Here is a 20,546-nt window from a genome sequence, read left to right as displayed (position 1 = left end):
GGTGGTCCGGGTGGAAGGCACGTCGCCGGTGCCGCCCGGCGCCTCGTTCGACGTGGCTGTCATGACCAGCCATGTCGCGCGGTTCTTCGTCACGGACGCCGCGTGGGCCGGTGCGCTCGCCGATCTGCGGCGCTCCCGCGTGCCGGGCGGCCGGATCGTCTTCGACACGCGTGATCCACGGGCCCGCGGTGGGGAGCGGTGGAATCCGGTCGACTCGGAGCGGCGCGTCGAGCTGCCCGATGGCGGTTCCGTGACGGTGTGGACCGAGGTGACGGCCGTCCGGGACGCCGCAGGCGCCGGGGTAGGTGCCGGACACGTGGCCGAGGGCGGGGCGAGGGCGGGGCGAAGACGAAAGGGTGCGGGCGACGGAGAGTTCCTCGTGCTCGCGCACCGATAGCGCGTGGGTGCGGGGGGCGGGGGTGCGAGAGCACGGAGGTCCGGCCGAGGCGCCGGCCGACGTGTTCCGTCGGCCGGCCGGCTCAGCCGTGGGCCCGAAGGGGTTCCGGACCGGTCAGAGCACGCCGCAGTCGGCGATGGTGACCTTCGCGCGGGTGCGGCCGTTCGGGGTGCCGAGGCTCTCGATCTTGCGGACGAGCTCCATGCTGTCGTCGCCGTCGACCTCACCGAAGACGACGTGCTTGCCGTCCAGCCACGAGGTCACGACGGTGGTGACGAAGAACTGCGAACCGTTGGAGTTCGGTCCCGCGTTGGCCATGGACAGCAGGCCCGGACGGTCGTGCGTGAGCTTGAAGTTCTCGTCGGCGAACTTCTCGCCGTAGATGCTCTTGCCGCCCGTGCCGTCACCGCGGGTGAAGTCGCCGCCCTGCAGCATGAAGTCCGGGATGACCCGGTGGAAGGAGGAGCCCTTGTAGCCGAAGCCCTTCTCGCCGGTCGCCAGGGCGCGGAAGTTCTCCGCGGTCTTGGGCACGACGTCGTCGAACAGGTTGAAGTTGATCCGCCCGGCGGGCTCGTCATTGATGGTGATGTCGAAGAAGACCTTGGTTGTCATGGAGCCATCCTCACACTCCGGGCAACCGCAGGTGAAACCCGGGGATGCCCGGTGAAACACAGCGCCGGGGACCCGGGCCGGTCGCACGGGCGTCAGAGCGCCGCGTACACCGCCTCGACCAGGGCCATTTTCCGCGGGTCGTCGGCGAGGCCCGTACCCATCCGGTTCATGACATAGCCGAGGGCGACCCCGGACTCCGGATCGGCCAGGCCGCAGGAGCCGCCCGCGCCGTCGTGGCCGACAGCCCTGGGATTGGGGCCGTACGAACGGTTCGGGCCGCTCAGCCACACGCCGAGCGCGATCTCGGTTTCGTGCGCGAAGCCCCCGCCGACCACCAGGTCCCGGCAGCCGCCCTGCCCCTCACGGACGCGTTCCGCCGCCTCGCGGGAGAGGATCCGGCGGCCCTCCAGGCTGCCGCGCCCGGCCAGGATTCCGTACAGCGACGCGACCGCGCGGGCCGTTCCGTGGCCGTTGGCCGCGGGGATCTCGGCGGCCCGCCACTCGGGCGTATTGGCCACGGCCCGGCCCGTGGCGGGGTTGAGCAGCGAGGCGACGGCCACCGGCTCCAGCTGCGCGAGGAGCGCGGCCTGTGCGGCTCTCGCGGGCTTCGCCTGGACGAGTTCGGCGACGCGGTACGTGTCCTGCTCCGGGAGGCCGATCGTGAAGTCGATGCCGAGCGGTCCGGTGATCTCCTGCCGCAGGAACTCCCCCGGCAGCAGGCCGCTGATCCGGCGGACCACTTCGCCGACCAGGAAACCGTATGTGATCGCGTGGTAGCCGGACCGGGTGCCGGGCTCCCACCAGGGTTCGGTGGCCGCCAGCCGGGCGCAGGTCAGCTCCCAGTCGTACAGCTCGGCCAGCGTGTGCGGCTGCCGGAGACCGGCCAGACCGGAGCGGTGCGACAGGAGGTGGCGTACGAGGACGGACTCCTTGCCCGCCGCGGCGAACTCCGGCCAGTACCGGGCGACGGGCGCCTGGAGGTCGAGCAGTCCGCGGTCGGCCAGGATGTGGGCGCAGAGCGCCGTCGGGCCCTTCGTCGTGGACCAGATGTTGACCAGCGTCTCCCGTTCCCAGCGGCGGGTCCGCGCCTCGTCGGCCCAGCCGCCCCAGAGGTCGGCCACCGGTGCGCCGTCGACCAGGACGGTGACGGCCGCGCCCAGCTCGTCCCGCTCCGCGAAATTCCGCTCGAACGCCTCACGCACCGCGGCGAACCGTTCGTCGCAGTGACCGTGGATCTGCGGCACGGTGGCCTCCTCGTCCCGGGCGCGTGCCCGCTGGAACCCTGACGCCCCGCAACATACCGACTGGTCGGACGGACGGGAAGACGCGGGGAGCATCGGCGGGAAGCCGCCGGAGGTATCGGCAGGAAGCGGCTGGGGGCATCAGTGGGAAGACGTCGGCGGTATCAGCGGGAGGACGCGGGGATGTCAGCGGATGCCCGCTTCGAAGTTCAGGCTCCAGCGGCCCGGCAGACCGGTCAGTGTGAGCGTGGAAAGCGGACGGACGTCCACGTTCCAGTACGCCGACGGCGGGGCGTTGAGCGCGTAGACGAGAGCGGCGCGGATCACCGCGGGTTCGGCGACCGCGACGATGGCGCCTTCGCAGGCGGGGCGGGTGTCCAGCCAGCCCCCTATCCGCGAGATGAAGGCGAGCAGCGATTCACCGCCGTGCGGGGCGTGGCGCGGATCGGCGAGCCAGGCGTCGACGGCGCCCGGTTCACGGGCGGCGACCTCGGCCAGGGTCAGGCCCCGCCAGCGGCCCATGTCGCAGTCGCGCAGTGCGGGCTGCGCCATCGGGGCGTAGCCGAGCGCGTCCCCGGTGGCACGACTGCGCGGGGTGGGCGAGCAGTAGCGCAGTTCGGCCCCGCCGAGCGGCACCAGGGTGTGCGCGACGAGCTGTATCTCGTGCCATCCGGCGTGGTCGAGCGGCCGGTCGTCGTCGAAGCGCTCGGCCAGCAGGGACGAGCTGCGGGCCGCGGCGACCAGGGAGACTCGAACACTCATGGCGGCGATCGTGGAGCCGAATGTCACGCCGGTCAAGAGGGTGCCGCGCGGGAATCCGGGTCAGGCCGGCCGGAGGGACATCCACCTCTCCGGGTGGTCCAGTCCGGTGAAACCGACCTTCTCGTAGACCCCGTGGGCATCGTCGGTGGCCAGCAGGAGCCGGCGGACGCCGGTGGGCGCGAGATGGTCGCGGACGGCCTCGACGATCCGGACGCCGAGCCCGTGACCGCGGGCCGACCTGTCGACGTACACATCACAGAGCCAGGCGAAGGTGGCCAGGTCGGTCACGACCCGCGCGTAGGCGACCTGTTCGCCCGACGCCGTGTCGTACGCGCCGAAGTTCAGCGATCCGGCGATGGCCCGGTCCTGGTGTTCGCGGGTGCGTCCCAGCGCCCAGTAGGCGTCGGTGGAGAGCCAGTTGTGGATACGGGCCGGATCGAGCCGGCCCGGGGCGGACGATATCTCGTAACGGTGCTCGGGCGTTTCGGTCATGCCCGGAGGCTATCGCCCCGTGGCGGTCCGGCGAAGAGTTCGTCGCAGGCCGTGCGCAGCCGCCGTACGCCTTCCGCGATCTCGGCCGGTCCGGAGACCGCGGCGAAGCTCAACCGCACGTGCCCTGCCGGGGGTTCGGCGCAGAAGTACGGTCGGCCCGGGGCGATGGCGACTCCCGCGCGCAGGGCCGCGGAGATCACCGCGGACTCGTCGGCGCCCGCACCGTCCCCGGGGAGCTTCAGCCAGAGGCTGCCGCCGCCCGAGGGGACGTGCGGCAGCGCCAGCTCCGGCAGCTCCTTCAGGAGCGCGGTCGTCATGGCGGTGCGACGGTTATTCAACTCGGCTGCCACCGCACGCAGATGGTGACCCCAGGACGGGGCGCCGACCAGTTCCAGCGCGGCTTCCTGGAGCGGGCGGGGGACGAAGAAACTGTCGACGACCTGGATGGCCCGCAGCCGTTCCAGGACGGGGCCGCGGGCGGCCAGGGCGCCCACCCTGAGGTTGGGGGAGGTGGCCTTGGTGAGCGAGCAGACGTGGACGACGACCCCGTCCGGGTCGTCGGCGGCCAGGGGCGCCGGGAGCGGGCCCGCGTCCTCGTGGACGAGACGGCGGGCGAAGTCGTCCTCGATGACGAACGCCCCGGCGGCGCGCGCGATCCTGACGACCTCGGGGCGTCGCTCGGCCGCGAGGACGGCACCGCTGGGGTTCTGGAACAGCGGCTGGCAGACGAAGGCCCTGGCCCCGGTGGCCCGGAACGCGGCGGCGAGCAGATCGGGCCGCACCCCGTCGGCGTCCGCGGGCACGGGCACGGGGCGCAGTCCGGTGGCGCGGGCCACGGCGAGCATCCCGGGGTAGGTGGGCGATTCGACGAGGACCGGGGCGCCGGGCGGGGCGAGGGCGCGCAGGGCGGTGGCCAGGGCGCTCTGCCCGCCCGAGGTGATCAGGACGTCGGCGCCGGAGACGGCCGGGCCGATCTCACGGGCGAACCAGGCGCGCAGTTCGGGAAGCCCGTCGGTGGGCGGCCTCCCCCAGGCGCCCGGTCGGCGTCCGGCCCGCGCCAGCGCGGCGGACAGGGCCCGCTCGGGCTGGAGCGAGGAGTGGAGATAGCCGCCGTTGAACTCGATGACGCCGGGCGGCGGGGCGGCGAGGGTGACCAGGACGCCGGAGGCGTCGACGGTGCGCGGCACCACCTCCGGGCCGCCGTCACCGCTCAGGGAGACCTCCTGCCAGGAGGTGTCGCCCGGGGCGGGGACGGCACCGCGGTGCTCCGCCCGGAAGGCGCCGGAGCCGGGCCGGGTGATGACGAGCCCTTCGGCGGCGAGCTGGGCGATGGCCCGGGAGACGGTGACGGGGCTGACCCGGAAGCGCTCCACGAGGGAGCGACTGGATGGCAGTTTCCCACGGTATGGGTAGCGGTTCAGCTCCCCGCGGAGAGAATTTGCCAGCTCGGCGACGCTGCTACGCTCTTGCATGACAGCACAGGATAGCGCTACTGGATCAACCGCGATAGCGGTTGATCCCTCGACGTCGACGGGTGCCTCGGACGGCCCGGCCGCCCGGTCGGTGAGCCCGGCCGGCCCGTCGGCGGGCATACCGACGCCCCCGGACCCCTCGGAGGCCCGCAGCGGCACCGTGCTCGCCGGGCTCGGCGTCGTCGCGTTCTCGCTGACCTTCCCCTCCACCGTCTGGGGGCTGGAGAGCTTCGGCCCGTGGTCCCTGGTCGCGCTGCGCAGTGTGCTCGCCGCGCTGATCGCGGGCAGCGTGCTGCTGGCCGCCCGCGTCCCGCTGCCCGACCGCCGCCACTGGGGTCCGCTCGCGGTCGTCGCGGGCGGTGTGGTCGTGGGCTTCCCGCTGCTGACCACCCTTGCCCTCCGGACCTCCACCACGTCGCACGCCGCGGTGGTGGTGGGGCTGTTGCCGCTGACCACGGCGGTGTTCGCGTCGCTGCGTACCGGAGCACGCCCTTCCCGTACGTTCTGGATCGCCGCGCTGGCCGGAGCGGCGGTGGTGATCGCCTTCACGGTGCGGGAGAGCGGCGGGGCCGTGTCGTCCGGCGATCTGTACCTCTTCGGCGCCCTGCTGGTGTGCGCGGCCGGGTACACCGAGGGAGGCGGGCTGGCCCGGGTGATGCCCGGCTGGCAGGTGATCGGCTGGGCGCTGATCCTCTGCCTGCCCCTGGCGGTGGCGGGCGCCGCGGTCGCGCTGCCCTTCGAACCGGTGCACCTGACCACGCACGGCGTCGTCGGCCTGGTGTGGGTGGCCGCGGTGTCGACCTTCCTCGGCCTGTACGTCTGGTACCGGGGCATGGCGGAGATCGGCGTACCCCGGGCCAGTCAGCTCCAGCTCGCCCAGCCGCTGCTGACGCTGGTGTGGTCGTTCCTCCTCCTCGGCGAGACGGTCTCGGCGGCGGCACCGGTCGCCGCGGTGGCCGTACTCGTCTGCATCGCGGCCACCCAGCGGGCGAGCGGACGACGGGGCGGGCGCACGGAAGGCCAAGCAGAAGGCCGAACAGACGACGAGGCGGAAGGCCGGGCAGGAGGCGAACCCGCCGTACGGTCATAGACTTGTCGACATGAACCGCCACCCGTGAGGAGGTCACTCCCGATGGAGGCACACACCGGCGACCGGCTGCTGACGCACGGCAGGACCGTGGGGCAGCACGACCGTGTCGCGGAGATCATCGAAGTGCTCGGCGACGGGGGTACACCCCCGTACCGACTGCGCTTCGAGGACGGTCACGAATCACTGATGTCCCCCGGGCCCGACAGCGTCGTACAGCACACCGCCGCGCAGAGGGACCGGGAGCCGTACTAGCGAGCGGCCAGGAGGCGGGAGCCGGGGGCCGGGCCGGGGATCCGTCCGGGCCCCCGGCCCGGCCCCCGCCCCCCTACGTCCGGTCGGTCCGGCGTACGCACGCGGCTGGGGCAGTGACCAACCACCACCCGTACCAGTTTTCCTCCGGCGTACCGGCGTACAGGTGCACTTCGAGACGGCGGAGAGGTCCGCCGTCTCACAGGCATGTCACAACTTACGTGCACACTGAACCACTTCCGGATCGGACGCGTGATCACCAGTGACACATTTATGCCGCACCTCCTGAGGAAATTCATGACGCGCAGATGGGCGCTTATCACCACGATCACCGTATTGACCGTCGCGCTGGCCTTCGTCGTCGTCCAACTGGTGCGCGGCCCGGACTCCGGGAAGGAACTGGCCGCGACGGAACAGGCCGGGAAGGAAAAGGACGGGAAGGACGAGGCCGGGGCGAAACCGGCCGCGTCGAACCCGACCGAAGACAAGAGCAACAGCGACGACTCCATCCCGGCCGGCTACCTCGGCACCTGGTCGGGCTCCATCGACAACGCCGCGGGCCGCTCCACCCGGCAACTCGTCATCCAGCAGGGCACGGTCGGCCGGACCGTTCTCAGCCTCACCGCGGACGGACCGCTCGACAACGGCGGCTCCTACCACTGCGTCTTCCAGGCGATCCTGACCGCGGAACCGTCCCCGAGCGGCCCCGTCGAGGTCGGCCCCTCCACGGTCGTCGTCGGCGAACCCATGTCGTCCTGCACCGCGGGCGGGCCCACTACGCTCACCCTGCTCCCGGACGGCTCCCTGAGTCGCGCGAACACGGACAGCGGCGAGCAGCTCACGTACACCAAGACCGCCTGATCATCCCGGTAACGAACAGCCTCGCACTTCAGGAAGCCTTGCGAGAGCACGTCACCGACCTGCTCGTAGCACGGCGAACGGTCACCTTCATTGTCCGAGCCCGAGGCCGGGAAAGGGAAGCGGAGTCCGGACAGCGGACTGCGGAGCTTCCGGGCGCCTCGCCGGGGCTCGGCGCAGGGTGGCGAATACCGCTTCGCACGCGTCCCGTCGGAGGCTGAGGCACGCGTCACGCCGGAGCCCAAGGGCTGTCCCGTGGCCAGGAGAGCAGCCATCGCCTCGTAGGCATGCACCGCTTCCCCTTTACTTGTAGCGCTCAGCTTCACTTGTAGCGCTCGGCGATGAGGGCCATAGCGCCCAAACGATCGCTGGCCACATGCTTCGCTGAGAAGTAGATGTTCCCTCGGGCTTCCGGGTGCCGCGCGCAGATGTCCAGGTGACGGGAGAGTTCGGCAGGGTCCTGCCAGCCTGCCGGCTGTACCGGATCACCCACCTTGTACAGCGCCTCCCCCACGTACAGATCGACCCCGGTGCCCCGCACAACGTCCGCCCACCAGGGCACCAGCACCGCGTAGTTCGCAGGAACCCGCAGGTCAAGCGGTTGCGCCAACCAGTAGATCTGCGGGCAGATGTAGTCGATCCAGCCCTCCTTGATCCACTTACGGGTGTCGGCGTACAGGTCGTCATAGGTCTCCACCCCGGCACGGGTGTCCGAACCGAGCGGGTCACTAGCGACGTTGCGCCACACCCCGAAGGGGCTGATCCCGAACCGGACGTCCGGCTTGACGCTCTTGATCAGTTCGGCGGTCTCGCGCACCAGCCGGTCGGTGTTGTCGCGGCGCCAGGCGGCCCTGTCCGGGAAGCCCGCGCCGTACCGCGCGTACGCGGCGTCGTCGCCGAAGACCTGACCGGCCACCGGATACGGGTAGAAGTAGTCGTCCCAGTGGACCGCGTCGATGTCGTACCGGCGCACGGCGTCCAGCATCGCGTCCTGGACGAAGCGGCGGACCTCGGGCAGACCCGGGTTGTAGTAGAGCTTCCCGCCGTACGGCAGGACCCATTCCGGGTGCAGCCGGGCCGGGTGGGTGGCGATGAGCCTGGAGGGGTCGGTGTGGTTCGCCACGCGGTACGGGTTGAACCAGGCGTGCAGCTCCAGACCCCGCCGGTGCGCCTCGCTCACGGCCGTGCCGAGCGGGTCCCAGCCCGGGTCCTTCCCCTGAACGCCGGTGAGGCACTGGGCCCATGGTTCGTACGGCGAGGGCCACAGCGCGTCGGCGGTCGGCCGGACCTGGAGGACCACGGCGTTCAGCCGGAGCTCTACCGCCCGGTCCAGATACGCGATCAGTTGCGCCTGCTGCTCCGCCGCCGGACGGCCCGGCGCGGAGGGCCAGTCCAGGTTGGCGACCGTGGCGATCCACATACCGCGCAGCTCGCGCGACACGGAGCCGCGTCCGTGACCGTGTCCACGGCCCTGACCCTGACCGGGTCCATGACCCCGTCCGTGGCTGCTCCCGTGACTCCGTGTGGAGCCCTGCGCGGAGTCGGCGCCGCGCGCCGCCGCACCCGAGGACGCCACGGCATCACCTGCCGCCGTCATCGCGGCCACCACCCCGGCCGCGCCCGCCACAAAGGCTCTCCGACCCAGTTGCGACATTTCTACCCACCACCGTTTCGCTTTCTCTGCGTACGGCACCGGTAGCCGTGCGTGACGCACATCATGCCCGCTCACGGCCGGATGACCCGCGGACCGGCGGGACCGGATCGCGGAGTAACGTCGGGGGGTCGAGGCGGGCACCGGAATCACACGGGACCCTGCGATACGGAGAACAGCGAAAGGCACGAGGTGACGGACTCTATGGCCGACATTGCACGCGTCGGAGTGGTGGGCTGTGGCCAGATGGGCGCAGGTATCGCGGAGGTGTGCGCGCGCAGCGGCCTCGAAGTGAAGGTGGCGGAAACCACCGGCGAGGCGCTGGAGATCGGCCGCACCCGACTGCACAACTCCCTCTCCAAGGCCGCCGAACGCGGCAAGATCACCGAAGAGGAGCGCGACGAAACCCTCGGTCGCCTCAGCTTCACCACCGACCTCGGTGAGTTCGCCGACCGCGATCTCGTCATCGAGGCCGTCGTGGAGAACGAACAGGTCAAGACCGAGATCTTCCAGGTGCTCGACCAGGTGGTGACCCGGCAGGACGCGATCCTGGCCTCCAACACCTCCTCCATCCCGCTGGTGAAGCTGGCCGTCGCGACCTCGCGCCCGGACCGGGTCATCGGTATCCACTTCTTCAACCCGGCCCCGGTGCAGAAGCTCGTGGAGCTGATCCCGGCGCTGACCACCTCGGACGAGACCATCGCGCGCGCCGAGGCCGTGGTCCGCGACGTGCTCGGCAAGCACGCGATCCGTGCCCAGGACCGGTCCGGCTTCGTCGTGAACGCCCTGCTGATTCCGTATCTGCTCTCCGCGATCCGGATGTTCGAGTCGGGCATCGCCAGCCGTGAGGACATCGACAACGGCATGGAGCTCGGCTGCGCCCACCCGATGGGCCCGCTGAAGCTCGCCGACCTGATCGGTCTGGACACGGTGGCCTCGGTGGCCGACTCGATGTACGCCGAGTTCAAGGAGCCGCTGTACGCCGCTCCCCCGCTGCTCCAGCGGATGGTCGACGCGGGCCGGCTCGGCCGCAAGACGGGCTCGGGCTTCTACCCGTACGCCTGACCTGCGGCGCTGTCTCCTCAAGGGCCGGCCGGGCACCCCCGACCGGCCCTTCGCACGTCTTCGCCACTCTCGTACGCCCTCGGCGCACCCTTCGCACGCCGTCGCCCACCCCTCACAGGGCCCCTGCTACCCACCCTTAGCAGGGCCCCGCGCGTTTCCCTCAGCACGGCCCCGCGCGCATCCCGGCACGGCTCTCACCCCAGCCGCACATGACGGAGCATCAGCAGCGCGGCGGCCATATTGGCCGCGGGCACCTCGCCCCGGGCGATCAGGTCCGGGATCAGCTTGAGCGGTATCCACTCGCGGCGCGAGGACTCGAAGCCGTCCCGCGGAGGGCCGGTGTAGTGGGCCTCCCGCGACCAGTAGAGGTGGTGCCGGGCGTCGGTGAGCCCGTTGGCCGGTTCCACGGTCATCAGCGGGTGCAGTTCGCCGGGGCGCCAGCCCGTCTCCTCCTCCATCTCCCGGGCGGCAGCCGCGGCGATGTCCTCGCCGTCCTCGACGACACCCGCGGCGAGTTCCCAGCCCCAGCTGTCGGTGATGAAACGGTGCCGCCACAACAGCAGTACCTCGTCGGCCTCGTTGACGACGGTGGCCGCGGCGACTGGCCTGAGCCGGATGACGAAGTGGTCGAGATGGCGGCCGTCGGGGAGGACGACGTCCGCCAGGTTCACCCGGAACCAGGGATTCTCATACACATTCTGTTCGCTTGAGTTCGTCCACTGCACAGTGCTGCCGCCTTTCGACACGTCGATGGCAACATGGCAGCAGGGTCCGTCCCGCGGGGGAACGCACGGAGCCGGTGTACGGGGGAGCTCACAGAGGCACGCGCAGTGCCCCGTCGATGGCTTCGGCCGTCCGCGCCGCTTCGGCGCAACCACTCGCCGCCAACTGCTCCCGCACCGAGCGGAGCCGGTCGCGCAGCCGCCGGGAGTCCATCCCCCGGGCCCCTTCGGCCATTTCGGCGGCCGTGCGCGCCGCCCGGTCCGCCTCGCCCTGGAGCAGTTCGATCTGGGTCAGCATCGCCAGGCGGTGCACTCTGCCCCGGTCGTGCGCCGGGGCGCGCACCGCCGAGACCGCGTGCTGCCGGGCGGCGGACACGTCCCCGAGCGTGAGCAGCGCCTCCGCCACCTGTACGTCGACCAGCCCCGGCTGGACGTATCCCGTCTCGTCCGGCTCCCCGCCGGGCAGGACGCGGTCCGCCTCGGACTCGGCACGGCGGATGCACGCCAGGGTGCTGCCGGAGTCCCCGAGCCGGGCGTACGCCTTGGCCTGCATGGCGTACAGATCGGCGGCCAGGGCCGGGGTGATGTGCGGTCCGGCGGCCCGCAGCGCCGCCTCGGCGAAGGCGACGGCGCGGCGGTGTTCGGCGAGGAAGAGCGACTGGTTGACCAGCAGGGCGATCACATAGGCGCCCAGGCCCCGGTCCCCGCCGGCCTTGGCCAGACGCAGCGCCTGGTGGAAGTAGCGCTGGGCCAGTCCGTGGGCGTCGGAGTCGTACGCGCAGATGCCCGCGACGGCCACCAGTCCGGCCGTCGCCCGGTGCAGTCGCCGGCCCAGCTCGTCGCCGCAGCCGCCGCGCAGCAGGGGCGCGGCCTCGGCGTTGAGGAAGCCGACGACCCGGGAACGGGTCGCGATGCCGCCCGCCTTGCGGTACATCTGCTCGTAGTGGTCACGGGCCGCCCGGAGCGTGACGATGTCGGCCGTGCTCACCCGGGCCTGCCCCGGCCGGGAGACATCGGTGTCCTCCGGCGGGTTCTCCCACTCCCAGACCGGCATCACCGCCGTCGTTCCGGTGACCGCGGGGGCGGTGGCGAGGTGCGGGCGCCGCTGCTCGTCCCAGCGCCACAGCGTGGTGGCCCGGTCGACGAATGCGGAGAGCGACATGCCGTGCGTCGTGGTGTTCCCGCCGGACGCGCCCATGCCGATGTCGTCGAGGGCGACCGGGCGCCGCAGGCGGCGGCCGAGGACTTCGCAGATCAGGTCGGGCACCTGGCCGCGCGGTCGCTGCCCCTTCAGCCACCGGGACACCGCCGTGTGTTCGTAGCGCAGGCACAGGCCGCGGGCCCGGCCCGCCTGGTTGACGTGCCCGGCGAGCCCCGCCCGGGAGACACCGGCCTCGTCGATCAGGGCTTCGAGCAGGATGTTGGGCTCCATTGCCCCCCCAGTCGTGCGTCGCGATGAGCCTAAGGGCTGTCCCGTGATCCCCGTCGGGACAGCCCTAGTGGAGCACGATTCACACGGGGTGTGAACGGAATGCCCGAACCATCCTGCTGTGCACCCTGTCGCGCCGGTTCGCGTATCGGTTGACTGGGCCGTCTCGCAAGAGGCGGCCGGGTCGTCGGCTCCCCCTCGTACAGACGACGACCCGCACCCGCGCCGTCCGCCCTGCCGGCCTGCCCGACGCTCCGAGGCAGGGCGGACGGTGCCGGATCGCACGACCCACTGCCCAACGAAGAGGAGGGTGGCTGCGGAACGGAGTCCGGGACCGATTTCCTCCCGGTTCCGCCTCCGGGTCCGCGTGCGGTCCCTCCGCCGTTCGGCGGGACATGAGGAGGGGCGTATCCGGTGACCGGATACGCCCCTCCCTGATGTGCCGGGTGCCTGGTGCTACGCGCCGCGCAGCACCGCGCCGGTGCGCTCGGCGGCCAGTGCGACCGCGCTGTCGCGGGCGGCCGACGCCTCCTCGACGGTCAGCGTGCGGTCCGCGGCACGGAACCGCAGCGCGTACGCCAGGGACTTGCGGCCCTCGCCGATCTGGTCGCCGGTGAACACGTCGAACAGTCGCAGCGATTCGAGGAGTTCACCCGCGCCCGCGCGCAGGGACCGCTCCACCTCGGCGGCGGGCACGTCCTCGGCGACGATCAGCGCGACGTCCTGGGTCGCCACCGGGAAGGTGGAGATCCGGGGTGCCTGGAGCGCGCCGTCGACGGCCTGCTCCAGGACGTCGAGCTCGACCTCCATGGCGCAGGTCCGCTCGGGCAGGTGGAGCTCCTTGATGACCCGCGGGTGCAGTTCGCCCGCGTGACCGAAGAGGGTCTCCTCGCCGTTCACCGTGACGAACAGCGCGGCGCAGCGGCCCGGGTGCCACGGCTCGTGCCGGTCGGCGCGGACGGTCAGCTCGACGCCCGCCTCACGGGCGATCGTCCGGGCGGCCTCGATGGAGTCCGCCCAGTCGGCGGGGCGGCCCTTGCCCCACCAGCCGGCCTGCTCGCGGGCGCCCGCGAGGACGACCGCGGCGCGGCGCGGCTGGCGCGGCAGCGCCGCGTCGAGTCCGGCGATCTCCTCGGCGGAGGGGCGCCGGTCGACGGGCAGCCGTACGGCCTGTGTCTCATGGCCGGTCGGCCGGAAGACGAGTCCGGTCTCGAAGAGCGCGAGATCGTGACTGCCGCGGCCGTCGTTGCGCCGCAGTGCGCCGAGGAGGCCCGGCAGCAGTGTGGTGCGCAGCGCCGGCTCCTCGTCGGAGAGCGGGTTGACGAGCTTGACCGTACGGCGGCGGGCGTCGTCCTTGTCCAGGCCGAGCCGGTCCAGGACCGCGTCGCCGATGAACGGGTAGCTCAGCGCCTCGACGTAGCCCGCTCCGGCCAGTACCCGGCCGATGCGGCGGTGCAGCCGCTGGCGGTCGGTGAGACCGCGGCCGGACGGCGGCGTCGGCAGCGTGGACGGGAGGTTCTCGTAACCCTCCAGCCGGATGACCTCTTCGGCCAGGTCGTTCGGCTCGCCGAGGTCGGAGCGCCAGGACGGCACCGTGACGATCAGCTCGTCCTGCCCGTAGACGTCGCAGCCGACCTGCTGGAGGCGGCGTACGACGGTCTCGCGGCCGTACTCCATACCGGCGACCCGGTCGGGGTGGTCGGCGGGCATCGCGATGGTGCGGGGCGCGGAGGGTGCGCTGATCTCGGTGACGCCCGCCTCGGCGGTGCCGCCCGCGAGGAGGACCAGCAGATCGACGGTGCGCTGCGCGGCAGCGGCGGCGGCCTGCGGGTCGACGCCGCGCTCGAAGCGCTTGGACGCCTCGGAGGACAGCCGGTGGCGGCGCGCGGTCCGGGCGATCGCGATCGCGTCGAAGTGCGCGGCCTCGATGACGACCTCGGTGGTGAGCGTCTCGCCGTTCCGGGCGTCGGCGATCTCCGTGTTGGCACCGCCCATGACACCGGCGAGGCCGATCGGCCCGCGGTTGTCGGTGATGACCAGGTCCTCGGCGTCCAGCACGCGCACGGTGCCGTCGAGCGTGGTGAGCTTCTCGCCCTGCTGGGCGCGGCGCACCCCGATCGGCCCGTCGACACGGGTGCGGTCGTAGGCGTGCAGCGGCTGGCCGAGCTCCAGCATCACGTAGTTCGTGATGTCGACGGCCAGCGAGATCGGACGCATCCCGGCCTTCTGCAGACGGCGCTGCATCCAGATCGGGGAGCGTGCCTCGGGCTGGAGGCCGGTGACGGTGCGCGCGGTGAAGCGGTCGCAGCCGATCGGGTCGGCCACCTTGACCGGGTAGCCGTACGCGTTCGGCGCGGGCACGTCGAGGAGGGCCGGGTCGCGCAGCGGCAGCCCGTAGGCGATGGCCGCCTCGCGGGCGACGCCGCGCATGGACAGGCAGTAGCCCCGGTCAGGCGTGACGGCGATGTCGAGGACCTCGTCGACGAGCTGGAGCAGCTCGATCGCGTCGGTGCCGACCTCGTGCTCCGGCGGCAGCACGATGATGCCGTGGGTGCCGTCGTCGCCCATGCCGAGCTCGTCGGTGGAGCAGATCATGCCGTGCGAGGTCCGGCCGTACGTCTTGCGTGCGGCGATCGCGAAGTCGCCGGGCAGGACGGCGCCGGGCAGGACCACGACGACCTTGTCGCCGACGGAGAAGTTACGTGCGCCGCAGACGATCTCCTGCGGCTCACCGGTGCCGTTGGCGGTGCCGACGTCGACCGTGCAGAAGCGGATGGGCTTCTTGAAGCCCTCCAGCTCCTCGATGGTCAGGACCTGTCCGACGACCAGGGGGCCCTTGAGCCCGGCGCCGATCTGCTCGACGGTCTCGACCTCGAGACCGACGGCGACGAGCTTGGCCTGTACGTCACGGCCGGTCTCCGTCGCCGGCAGGTCGACGTACTCCCGCAGCCAGGAAAGCGGGACGCGCATCAGATCTCCATCCCGAACGGCCGGGTGAACCGGACGTCACCCTCGACCATGTCTCGCATGTCTTCGACGTTGTGGCGGAACATCAGCATCCGTTCGATGCCGAACCCGAAGGCGAATCCGCTGTACTTCTTGGGGTCGACGCCGCAGGCGATGAGCACCTTGGGGTTGACCATGCCGCAGCCGCCGAGCTCGATCCAGCCCTCGCTGCCGCAGGTGCGGCAGGGGCGGTCCGGGTTGCCGACGGACTCGCCGCGGCAGACGTAGCAGACCATGTCCATCTCGGCGGACGGCTCGGTGAACGGGAAGAAGTTCGGCCGCAGCCTGGTCTTCATGTCCGGCCCGAAGAGCGCCTGGACCATGTGGTCGAGGGTGCCCTTGAGGTCGGCCATGGTGAGGCCCTCGTCGACGGCGAGCAGCTCGATCTGGTGGAAGACCGGGGTGTGCGTGGCGTCGAGCTCGTCGGTGCGGTAGACCCGTCCCGGGCAGACCACGTAGACGGGCGGCTTGCGCTCCAGCAGGGAGCGGGCCTGGACCGGCGAGGTGTGCGTGCGCAGCACGACGCCGGACTCGTCGCCCGTGGTCGTCCTGCCGTCGGGCGTGGTGCCCTGGACGAAGAAGGTGTCCTGCGTCTGCCGGGCCGGGTGGTCGGGCACGAAGTTCAGGGCGTCGAAGTTGAACCACTCCGCCTCGACCTCGGGGCCCTCCGCGATCTCGTAGCCCATGGCCACGAAGACGTCCGCGACGCGCTCCATGATGGTCGTGAGGGGGTGGCGGGCTCCTGCCGGGGTGCGGTCGTAGGGCAGGGTGACATCCACCGCCTCCTCGACCAGTACCCGGGCGTCCCGCTCGGCCTCCAGCTCCGCCTGACGGGCGGCGAGGGCCTTGGAGACGGCGCCGCGGGCCTGGCCCACGCGCTTGCCCGCCTCGGCCTTGGCCTGCGGCGGCAGAGCGCCGATCTCCCGGTTGGCGAGGGACAGCGGCGAGGTACCTCCGGTGTGCGCGGTCTTCGCCTGGGCGAGCGCGTCGAGGTCGCCCGCGGCGGCGAAGGCGGCGAACGCCTCGTCCCGCATGCGCTCGATCTCTTCCGGTTTCAGTGCCTCGACCTCGACTGGGTCGTACGACTTGTTCGGTGCCGACATCTCTTCCCGTGCTTCCGATTGGCTGATACTGCTCTTACCGGGGGATACCCCCGGACCCCCGTGGCCCCGCTCGACGCCTGGAGGACACAAAGGTGCCAAAGGTCGAGTCTAAGCGCCGCAGTGGGTGGAGGGGGCCGTGGGCGGCTCAGGGCCCGCCCGTCACCCACCGACACGCTGCCCGATCGCTCCGCGGACCCTCTCAGTTCAAGTAGGCCGGCGCGCTCACGGGCAGAATAAATCGGAATTCGGCGCCGCCGCCGGGTCCCCGGTCGACGGTGATCGTGCCGCCGTGGGCCTCGACGATTCCCTTGACGATATACAGGCCCAGACCGGTCCCGCCGCGCTTGCTCCCCCGCCAGAAGCGGGTGAAGACGCGTCCCATCGACTCCTCGGGGATGCCGGGGCCTTCGTCGCTCACGGTGACTGCCGTTCCTGTTTCGTCGCTCTTCGCCGGCGCGGGTGCGGGGGCGATGTCAATAGTGACGGTTCCCTCACCGTGCCGCACCGCGTTTTCGAGCAGATTGCCGAGCACCTGGTCGACCTTGTCGGGGTCGGCCCACAGGTCGGGCAGCGGCTGCCGGGTACGGACGAGGAAGCGGTCGGGCTCCTGCCCGTTCGCGGTGAGGGCCTGGACGTGGCGTTCGACGGCGGCGGAGATGTCGACCGGCTGACGGCGCAGCTCCAGGCGGCCGGAGTCGATCCGGGAGATGTCGAGCAGTTCGGCGATGAGCCGGGTGACGCGGCCCGCGTCGGCGTCGACGGTCTCCAGCATCAGCCGCTTCTGGTCGTCGGTGAAGCGCTCCCACTTGGCCAGGAGCGTCGCGGTGAAGCCCTTGACCGAGGTCAGCGGGGAGCGCAGCTCATGGGCGACGGTGGCGATCAGCTCGGCGTGGCTGCGTTCGGTACGCCGCCTGGCCTCGGTGCCGCGCAGCGAGACCACGACGCGGCGCACCGGCCCGGTCGGCCGCTCGCGTACGTACCGTGCGGAGACCAGGACCTCGCGGGCGCCGGGCAGCAGGAGGTTGCGCTCGGGCTGCCCGACGCGGGTGGCGAGACCGCCGTACGGGTCGGTCAGGGTCCACCAGCGCTGCCCCTTGAGGTCCTCCAGGGGGAGCACCTGCTCCAGGGAACGGCCGAGTGCCGCGGCGCGCGGAGTAGCGGTGATCCGGGCGGCGGCGGAGTTGAAGCAGATGACGCGGCCGCTCGCGTCGGCGATGACGAGGCCGTCGGGAAGGTCGTCCGCGTCGATGCCGATACCGACGTCACCGGCGGATTCCCGGCCGGTCGTTTCCCTGAGGTCCCGGCCGGTTTCCCTGAGGTGCCGGCCGGTTCCCGTGAGCTCCCGGTCGGCGCTGTTCCCGCCCGGGTCCATGATGTCCGGACCCGTACCGTCCCGGTCCGCGGTAGTGCGTACGACGGCCGTGTGCGCCTGACGCGGACCGCTCATGCCGACAGCCATATTCCCGTACCCCACCTCTCGAACCGGTGCAGTGGGCCCCCGAGTTCGTCACCCTACTAGTCGTCGGGGAACGAGCGACACCCTGCGGGGGCGCACTGCGCCGGTGCGCCGGTGGGACGGCTCACGCGGTGGCCGGTATCAGTCGGTGACCGGTGGCGCCGCGCGTCCGCGGCGTGCCGCCGCGGACGCCGGCCGCGGTGGATCAGGCGGTACGGCGCGGGCGCTGCGCCCGCGCGGAGGCGTACAGGCAGACGGCCGCGGCCGTCGCGAGATTGAGGCTCTCCGCCTTGCCGTGGATGGGGACGCGGACCACGGCGTCGGCCAGCGCACGGGTCTCCTCGGGCAGGCCCCATGCCTCGTTGCCGAAGACCCAGGCGGTGGGCCCGCCCATGGTGCCCGCGTCCAGCTCGTCGTCGAGGTCGTCGGCACCGGCGCCGTCGGCGGCGAGGATACGCACCCCGGCGTCCCGCAGTCCCCGCACGGCCTGCTCGACGGGGACTCCGACGACGACCGGCAGATGGAACAGCGAACCGACCGACGCCCGCACGGACTTGGGGTTGTAAAGGTCCACCGAGGCATCGGTGAGCACGACGGCGTCGGCACCCGCCGCGTCCGCGCAGCGCAGCACCGTACCGGCGTTCCCGGGGTCCCGTACGTTGGCGAGCACGGCCACCAGCGTGGGCTTCGAGGCGAGGACCTCCTCGAACGGCGAGTCCAGGAAGCGGCAGACGCCGATCAGGCCCTGCGGGGTGACGGTCTGCGACACATCGGCCAGTACCTCGCTGTCGGCCAGCTGCACCCGGGCGCCCGCCGCGTGGGCGGCGTCGACGATGTCGCCGTACCGCTCGGCGGCCTCGACGGTGGCGAACAGCTCGATGAGCGTCGGCTCGCCGTCGCCGCCCCGGTGCCCGGCGGCCTCGCGCACGGCCTGCGGCCCCTCGGCGATGAACCGGCGCTCCTTGCCGCGGAAGTTTCGCTTGGCCAGCCGCCGGGCGGCGGTGACGCGCGGCGATCGCGGGGAGATCAGTTCGGGGGTGCCCATGGTCGGCGGCGAGCCTCTCTGCGTACGGAGGTGGGGATCAGGTGGCGCAACGCACCGGACCCGCAGACGGCGTGCGCCTGCGGGTCCGGCTCGATTACCTGGAAGAGCGGCCTGGATCAGGCGGCCTTCGGGGCGTTGACGTCGCTCGGGAGGGCCTTCTGGGCAACCTCGACGAGGGCGGCGAACGCGTTGGCGTCGTTGACCGCGAGCTCGGCCAGGATCTTGCGGTCCACCTCGATGTTGGCGGCCTTCAGACCCTGGATGAGGCGGTTGTACGTCATGCCGTTCTGGCGGGCAGCGGCGTTGATGCGCTGGATCCACAGCTGACGGAAGTCGCCCTTGCGCTTCTTGCGGTCGTTGTAGTTGTAGACCAGGGAGTGGGTGACCTGCTCCTTGGCCTTGCGGTACAGGCGCGAGCGCTGACCGCGGTAACCCTTGGCGGCCTCGAGAATTGCCCGGCGCTTCTTGTGGGCGTTGACTGCCCGCTTGACGCGTGCCACTTGTTAACTCCTTGTAGCGGGGCCGTGGTGGTCCTCACACGGCCCGGAAACGAATTGGTCCCGGTGTGATCGAGGTCGTGCCCCCGGATTCACCGGGGGCCGAGCCTCACTTGCCGAGAAGCTTCTTGATCTTCTTGACGTCGGCCGGAGCCACGACGACCGTGCCGGTCAGCGAGCGGGTCTTCTTGGACGACTTGTGCTCGAGCAGGTGGCGCTTGCCGGCCCTCTCTCGGAGCACCTTGCCGGAGCCGGTGATCTTGAAGCGCTTGCTGGCACCGCTGTGCGTCTTGTTCTTCGGCATCGCGCCGTTCTCTCCTCGTCAGTGGCGCCCCTCACGGTGCGGGCACCGGACTGCAGGGGCGTCAGATCTCTATGGGATTCCGCGGGGACCCGGGGGCGCCTGGATGGCAGCCCCCGAGGATCACGCCTCGGAAGGTGTCTCGGTCGGAGCCTCGGCGGCCGCGGCCGGAGCCTCGGCAGCCTCATCACCCTCGGACTCGCCGTCGGGCGCATAGCCCTGACGCTCCGCCTTGCGGGCGGCCTGGGCCTCACGGGCCTCGGCCATGGCTTCGGTCTTCTTCTTGTGCGGGCCCAGAACCATGATCATGTTCCGGCCGTCCTGCTTCGGGTTGGACTCGATGAAACCGAGGTCCTCGACATCCGAAGCGAGACGCTGGAGCAGTCGGAAGCCCAGCTCGGGGCGGGACTGCTCACGACCACGGAACATGATCGTGATCTTGACCTTGTCGCCCTGCTTGAGGAACCGGACGACGTGACCCTTCTTGGTGTCATAGTCGTGCGGGTCGATCTTCGGCCGGAGCTTCATCTCCTTGATGACCGTGTGCGCCTGGTTCTTGCGCGCCTCACGGGCCTTCATGGCCGACTCGTACTTGAACTTCCCGTAGTCCATGAGCTTGCACACGGGCGGACGGGCGGTCGCCGCCACCTCGACCAGGTCGAGGTCGTACTCCTGTGCGAGCTCCAGGGCCTTGGCAAGCGGAACAATCCCGACCTGCTCGCCGCTGGGACCGACAAGTCGCACCTCGGGAACGCGAATCCGGTCGTTGATGCGGGGCTCGGCGCTGATGGATCCTCCTCGGTAGCACCACGCGACCGCCTGGCGGACAGCCGCGTAACGTCTGTTTCGTGAGACCAACCGAGCCGGAACGGCAAAAATGCCCCGGACGGGACACAGGCGGGGCTCCTGGAACTACCGGAACACCGCCGCGATCTACCGCGGGGCGTATCGGGCGGCTCCATCGTCCGTACGGAACGATGGTCGCCACCTGACCGGTGACCCGCCGTCCTCAAGGGACAGCCAGGTGGGAGATCGGAGCCTCCACTTGTGGGCCGGGCACATAGATGTCCGGCCGGTCGTTACACAAGGTTAGCAGCT

The 20,546-nt window shown here is 71.3% G+C and carries 20 protein-coding genes; 5 read left to right on the top strand and 15 right to left on the bottom strand.

Going from position 1 to position 20,546, the window contains the following annotated elements:
- The first annotated feature begins 10 nt into the window (after positions 1 to 10).
- The gene (locus tag OG413_RS24580) at positions 11 to 397 is read left to right on the top strand and encodes a hypothetical protein (RefSeq protein ID WP_266808829.1); all 387 of its coding nucleotides are present in this window, start codon (positions 11 to 13) and stop codon (positions 395 to 397) included.
- 114 nt (positions 398 to 511) lie between these two features.
- Here the strand turns inward: OG413_RS24580 and OG413_RS24575 are convergent, their stop codons facing one another.
- The 5 genes from OG413_RS24575 to OG413_RS24555 form a co-directional block, all read right to left on the bottom strand.
- Positions 512 to 1,009, bottom strand: coding sequence for a peptidylprolyl isomerase (locus tag OG413_RS24575; protein WP_266808827.1), 498 nt, complete (start codon positions 1,007 to 1,009; stop codon positions 512 to 514).
- A gap of 92 nt (positions 1,010 to 1,101) precedes the next feature.
- Positions 1,102 to 2,253, bottom strand: a complete 1,152-nt coding sequence (locus OG413_RS24570) for a serine hydrolase domain-containing protein (protein WP_266808825.1) — start codon at positions 2,251 to 2,253, stop codon at positions 1,102 to 1,104.
- A gap of 183 nt (positions 2,254 to 2,436) precedes the next feature.
- On the bottom strand, positions 2,437 to 3,012 hold the full coding sequence (locus OG413_RS24565) for a histidine phosphatase family protein (RefSeq protein WP_266808823.1): 576 nt from the start codon (positions 3,010 to 3,012) through the stop codon (positions 2,437 to 2,439).
- Positions 3,013 to 3,072: 60 nt separating this feature from the next.
- On the bottom strand, positions 3,073 to 3,504 hold the full coding sequence (locus OG413_RS24560; protein WP_266808821.1) for a GNAT family N-acetyltransferase: 432 nt from the start codon (positions 3,502 to 3,504) through the stop codon (positions 3,073 to 3,075).
- Entirely contained in the window at positions 3,501 to 4,976 is a 1,476-nt protein-coding gene (locus OG413_RS24555) for a PLP-dependent aminotransferase family protein (protein WP_266808819.1), read from the bottom strand. Before OG413_RS24555 ends, OG413_RS24560 begins: the two co-directional genes overlap by 4 nt.
- Here OG413_RS24555 and OG413_RS24550 point away from each other — a divergent pair.
- The 3 genes from OG413_RS24550 (at position 4,975) to OG413_RS24540 (ending at position 7,176) form a co-directional block, all read left to right on the top strand.
- Positions 4,975 to 6,066: a DMT family transporter gene (locus OG413_RS24550; RefSeq protein WP_266808817.1), complete on the top strand. Its 1,092-nt coding sequence runs from the start codon at positions 4,975 to 4,977 to the stop codon at positions 6,064 to 6,066. The two genes, OG413_RS24555 and OG413_RS24550, sit on opposite strands and share 2 nt — an antisense overlap.
- Before the next feature lie 42 nt (positions 6,067 to 6,108).
- The gene (locus tag OG413_RS24545) at positions 6,109 to 6,318 is read left to right on the top strand and encodes a DUF1918 domain-containing protein (protein WP_266808815.1); all 210 of its coding nucleotides are present in this window, start codon (positions 6,109 to 6,111) and stop codon (positions 6,316 to 6,318) included.
- 294 nt (positions 6,319 to 6,612) lie between these two features.
- Positions 6,613 to 7,176, top strand: a complete 564-nt coding sequence (locus OG413_RS24540; RefSeq protein ID WP_323137891.1) for a hypothetical protein — start codon at positions 6,613 to 6,615, stop codon at positions 7,174 to 7,176.
- A 319-nt stretch (positions 7,177 to 7,495) separates the two neighbouring features.
- Here the strand turns inward: OG413_RS24540 and OG413_RS24535 are convergent, their stop codons facing one another.
- Positions 7,496 to 8,770: a glycoside hydrolase family 10 protein gene (locus OG413_RS24535; protein ID WP_266810343.1), complete on the bottom strand. Its 1,275-nt coding sequence runs from the start codon at positions 8,768 to 8,770 to the stop codon at positions 7,496 to 7,498.
- A 258-nt stretch (positions 8,771 to 9,028) separates the two neighbouring features.
- Here OG413_RS24535 and OG413_RS24530 point away from each other — a divergent pair, with 258 nt between their 5' ends.
- Entirely contained in the window at positions 9,029 to 9,889 is an 861-nt protein-coding gene (locus OG413_RS24530; RefSeq protein WP_266808813.1) for a 3-hydroxybutyryl-CoA dehydrogenase, read from the top strand.
- A 194-nt stretch (positions 9,890 to 10,083) separates the two neighbouring features.
- Here OG413_RS24530 and OG413_RS24525 read toward each other — a convergent pair whose 3' ends face one another.
- The 9 genes from OG413_RS24525 to infC all read right to left on the bottom strand — a co-directional run bounded on the left by OG413_RS24525 (position 10,084) and on the right by infC (position 20,306).
- Positions 10,084 to 10,614 (bottom strand): NUDIX domain-containing protein, encoded by a 531-nt coding sequence (locus OG413_RS24525; RefSeq protein WP_266808811.1) that lies wholly within the window; start codon positions 10,612 to 10,614, stop codon positions 10,084 to 10,086.
- Positions 10,615 to 10,702: 88 nt separating this feature from the next.
- A complete protein-coding gene (locus tag OG413_RS24520; RefSeq protein ID WP_266808809.1) occupies positions 10,703 to 12,043 on the bottom strand; it encodes a transcriptional regulator in 1,341 nt (446 codons plus the stop codon).
- Positions 12,044 to 12,496: 453 nt separating this feature from the next.
- The gene (gene pheT, locus OG413_RS24515) at positions 12,497 to 15,010 is read right to left on the bottom strand and encodes a phenylalanine--tRNA ligase subunit beta (RefSeq protein ID WP_266808807.1); all 2,514 of its coding nucleotides are present in this window, start codon (positions 15,008 to 15,010) and stop codon (positions 12,497 to 12,499) included.
- Positions 15,010 to 16,149 (bottom strand): phenylalanine--tRNA ligase subunit alpha, encoded by a 1,140-nt coding sequence (pheS, locus tag OG413_RS24510; RefSeq protein ID WP_266808805.1) that lies wholly within the window; start codon positions 16,147 to 16,149, stop codon positions 15,010 to 15,012. The genes pheT and pheS overlap by 1 nt, the downstream gene beginning before the upstream one ends.
- Positions 16,150 to 16,348: 199 nt before the next feature.
- The gene (locus OG413_RS24505; protein WP_266808803.1) at positions 16,349 to 17,608 is read right to left on the bottom strand and encodes a PAS domain-containing sensor histidine kinase; all 1,260 of its coding nucleotides are present in this window, start codon (positions 17,606 to 17,608) and stop codon (positions 16,349 to 16,351) included.
- A gap of 202 nt (positions 17,609 to 17,810) precedes the next feature.
- A complete protein-coding gene (locus OG413_RS24500; RefSeq protein ID WP_266808801.1) occupies positions 17,811 to 18,650 on the bottom strand; it encodes an RNA methyltransferase in 840 nt (279 codons plus the stop codon).
- A 116-nt stretch (positions 18,651 to 18,766) separates the two neighbouring features.
- On the bottom strand, positions 18,767 to 19,150 hold the full coding sequence (gene rplT, locus OG413_RS24495) for a 50S ribosomal protein L20 (RefSeq protein WP_007457565.1): 384 nt from the start codon (positions 19,148 to 19,150) through the stop codon (positions 18,767 to 18,769).
- Positions 19,151 to 19,256: 106 nt separating this feature from the next.
- On the bottom strand, positions 19,257 to 19,451 hold the full coding sequence (gene rpmI, locus OG413_RS24490; RefSeq protein WP_266808799.1) for a 50S ribosomal protein L35: 195 nt from the start codon (positions 19,449 to 19,451) through the stop codon (positions 19,257 to 19,259).
- Positions 19,452 to 19,571: 120 nt separating this feature from the next.
- The gene (gene infC / locus OG413_RS24485; RefSeq protein ID WP_266808797.1) at positions 19,572 to 20,306 is read right to left on the bottom strand and encodes a translation initiation factor IF-3; all 735 of its coding nucleotides are present in this window, start codon (positions 20,304 to 20,306) and stop codon (positions 19,572 to 19,574) included.
- Positions 20,307 to 20,546 lie beyond the last annotated feature (240 nt).

The organism is Streptomyces sp. NBC_01433 (assembly GCF_026340105.1).
GTDB lineage: Bacteria > Actinomycetota > Actinomycetes > Streptomycetales > Streptomycetaceae > Streptomyces.
Note: the sequence above shows the minus strand (reverse complement) of the source record. Positions and strands in the feature narration are given on the sequence as shown.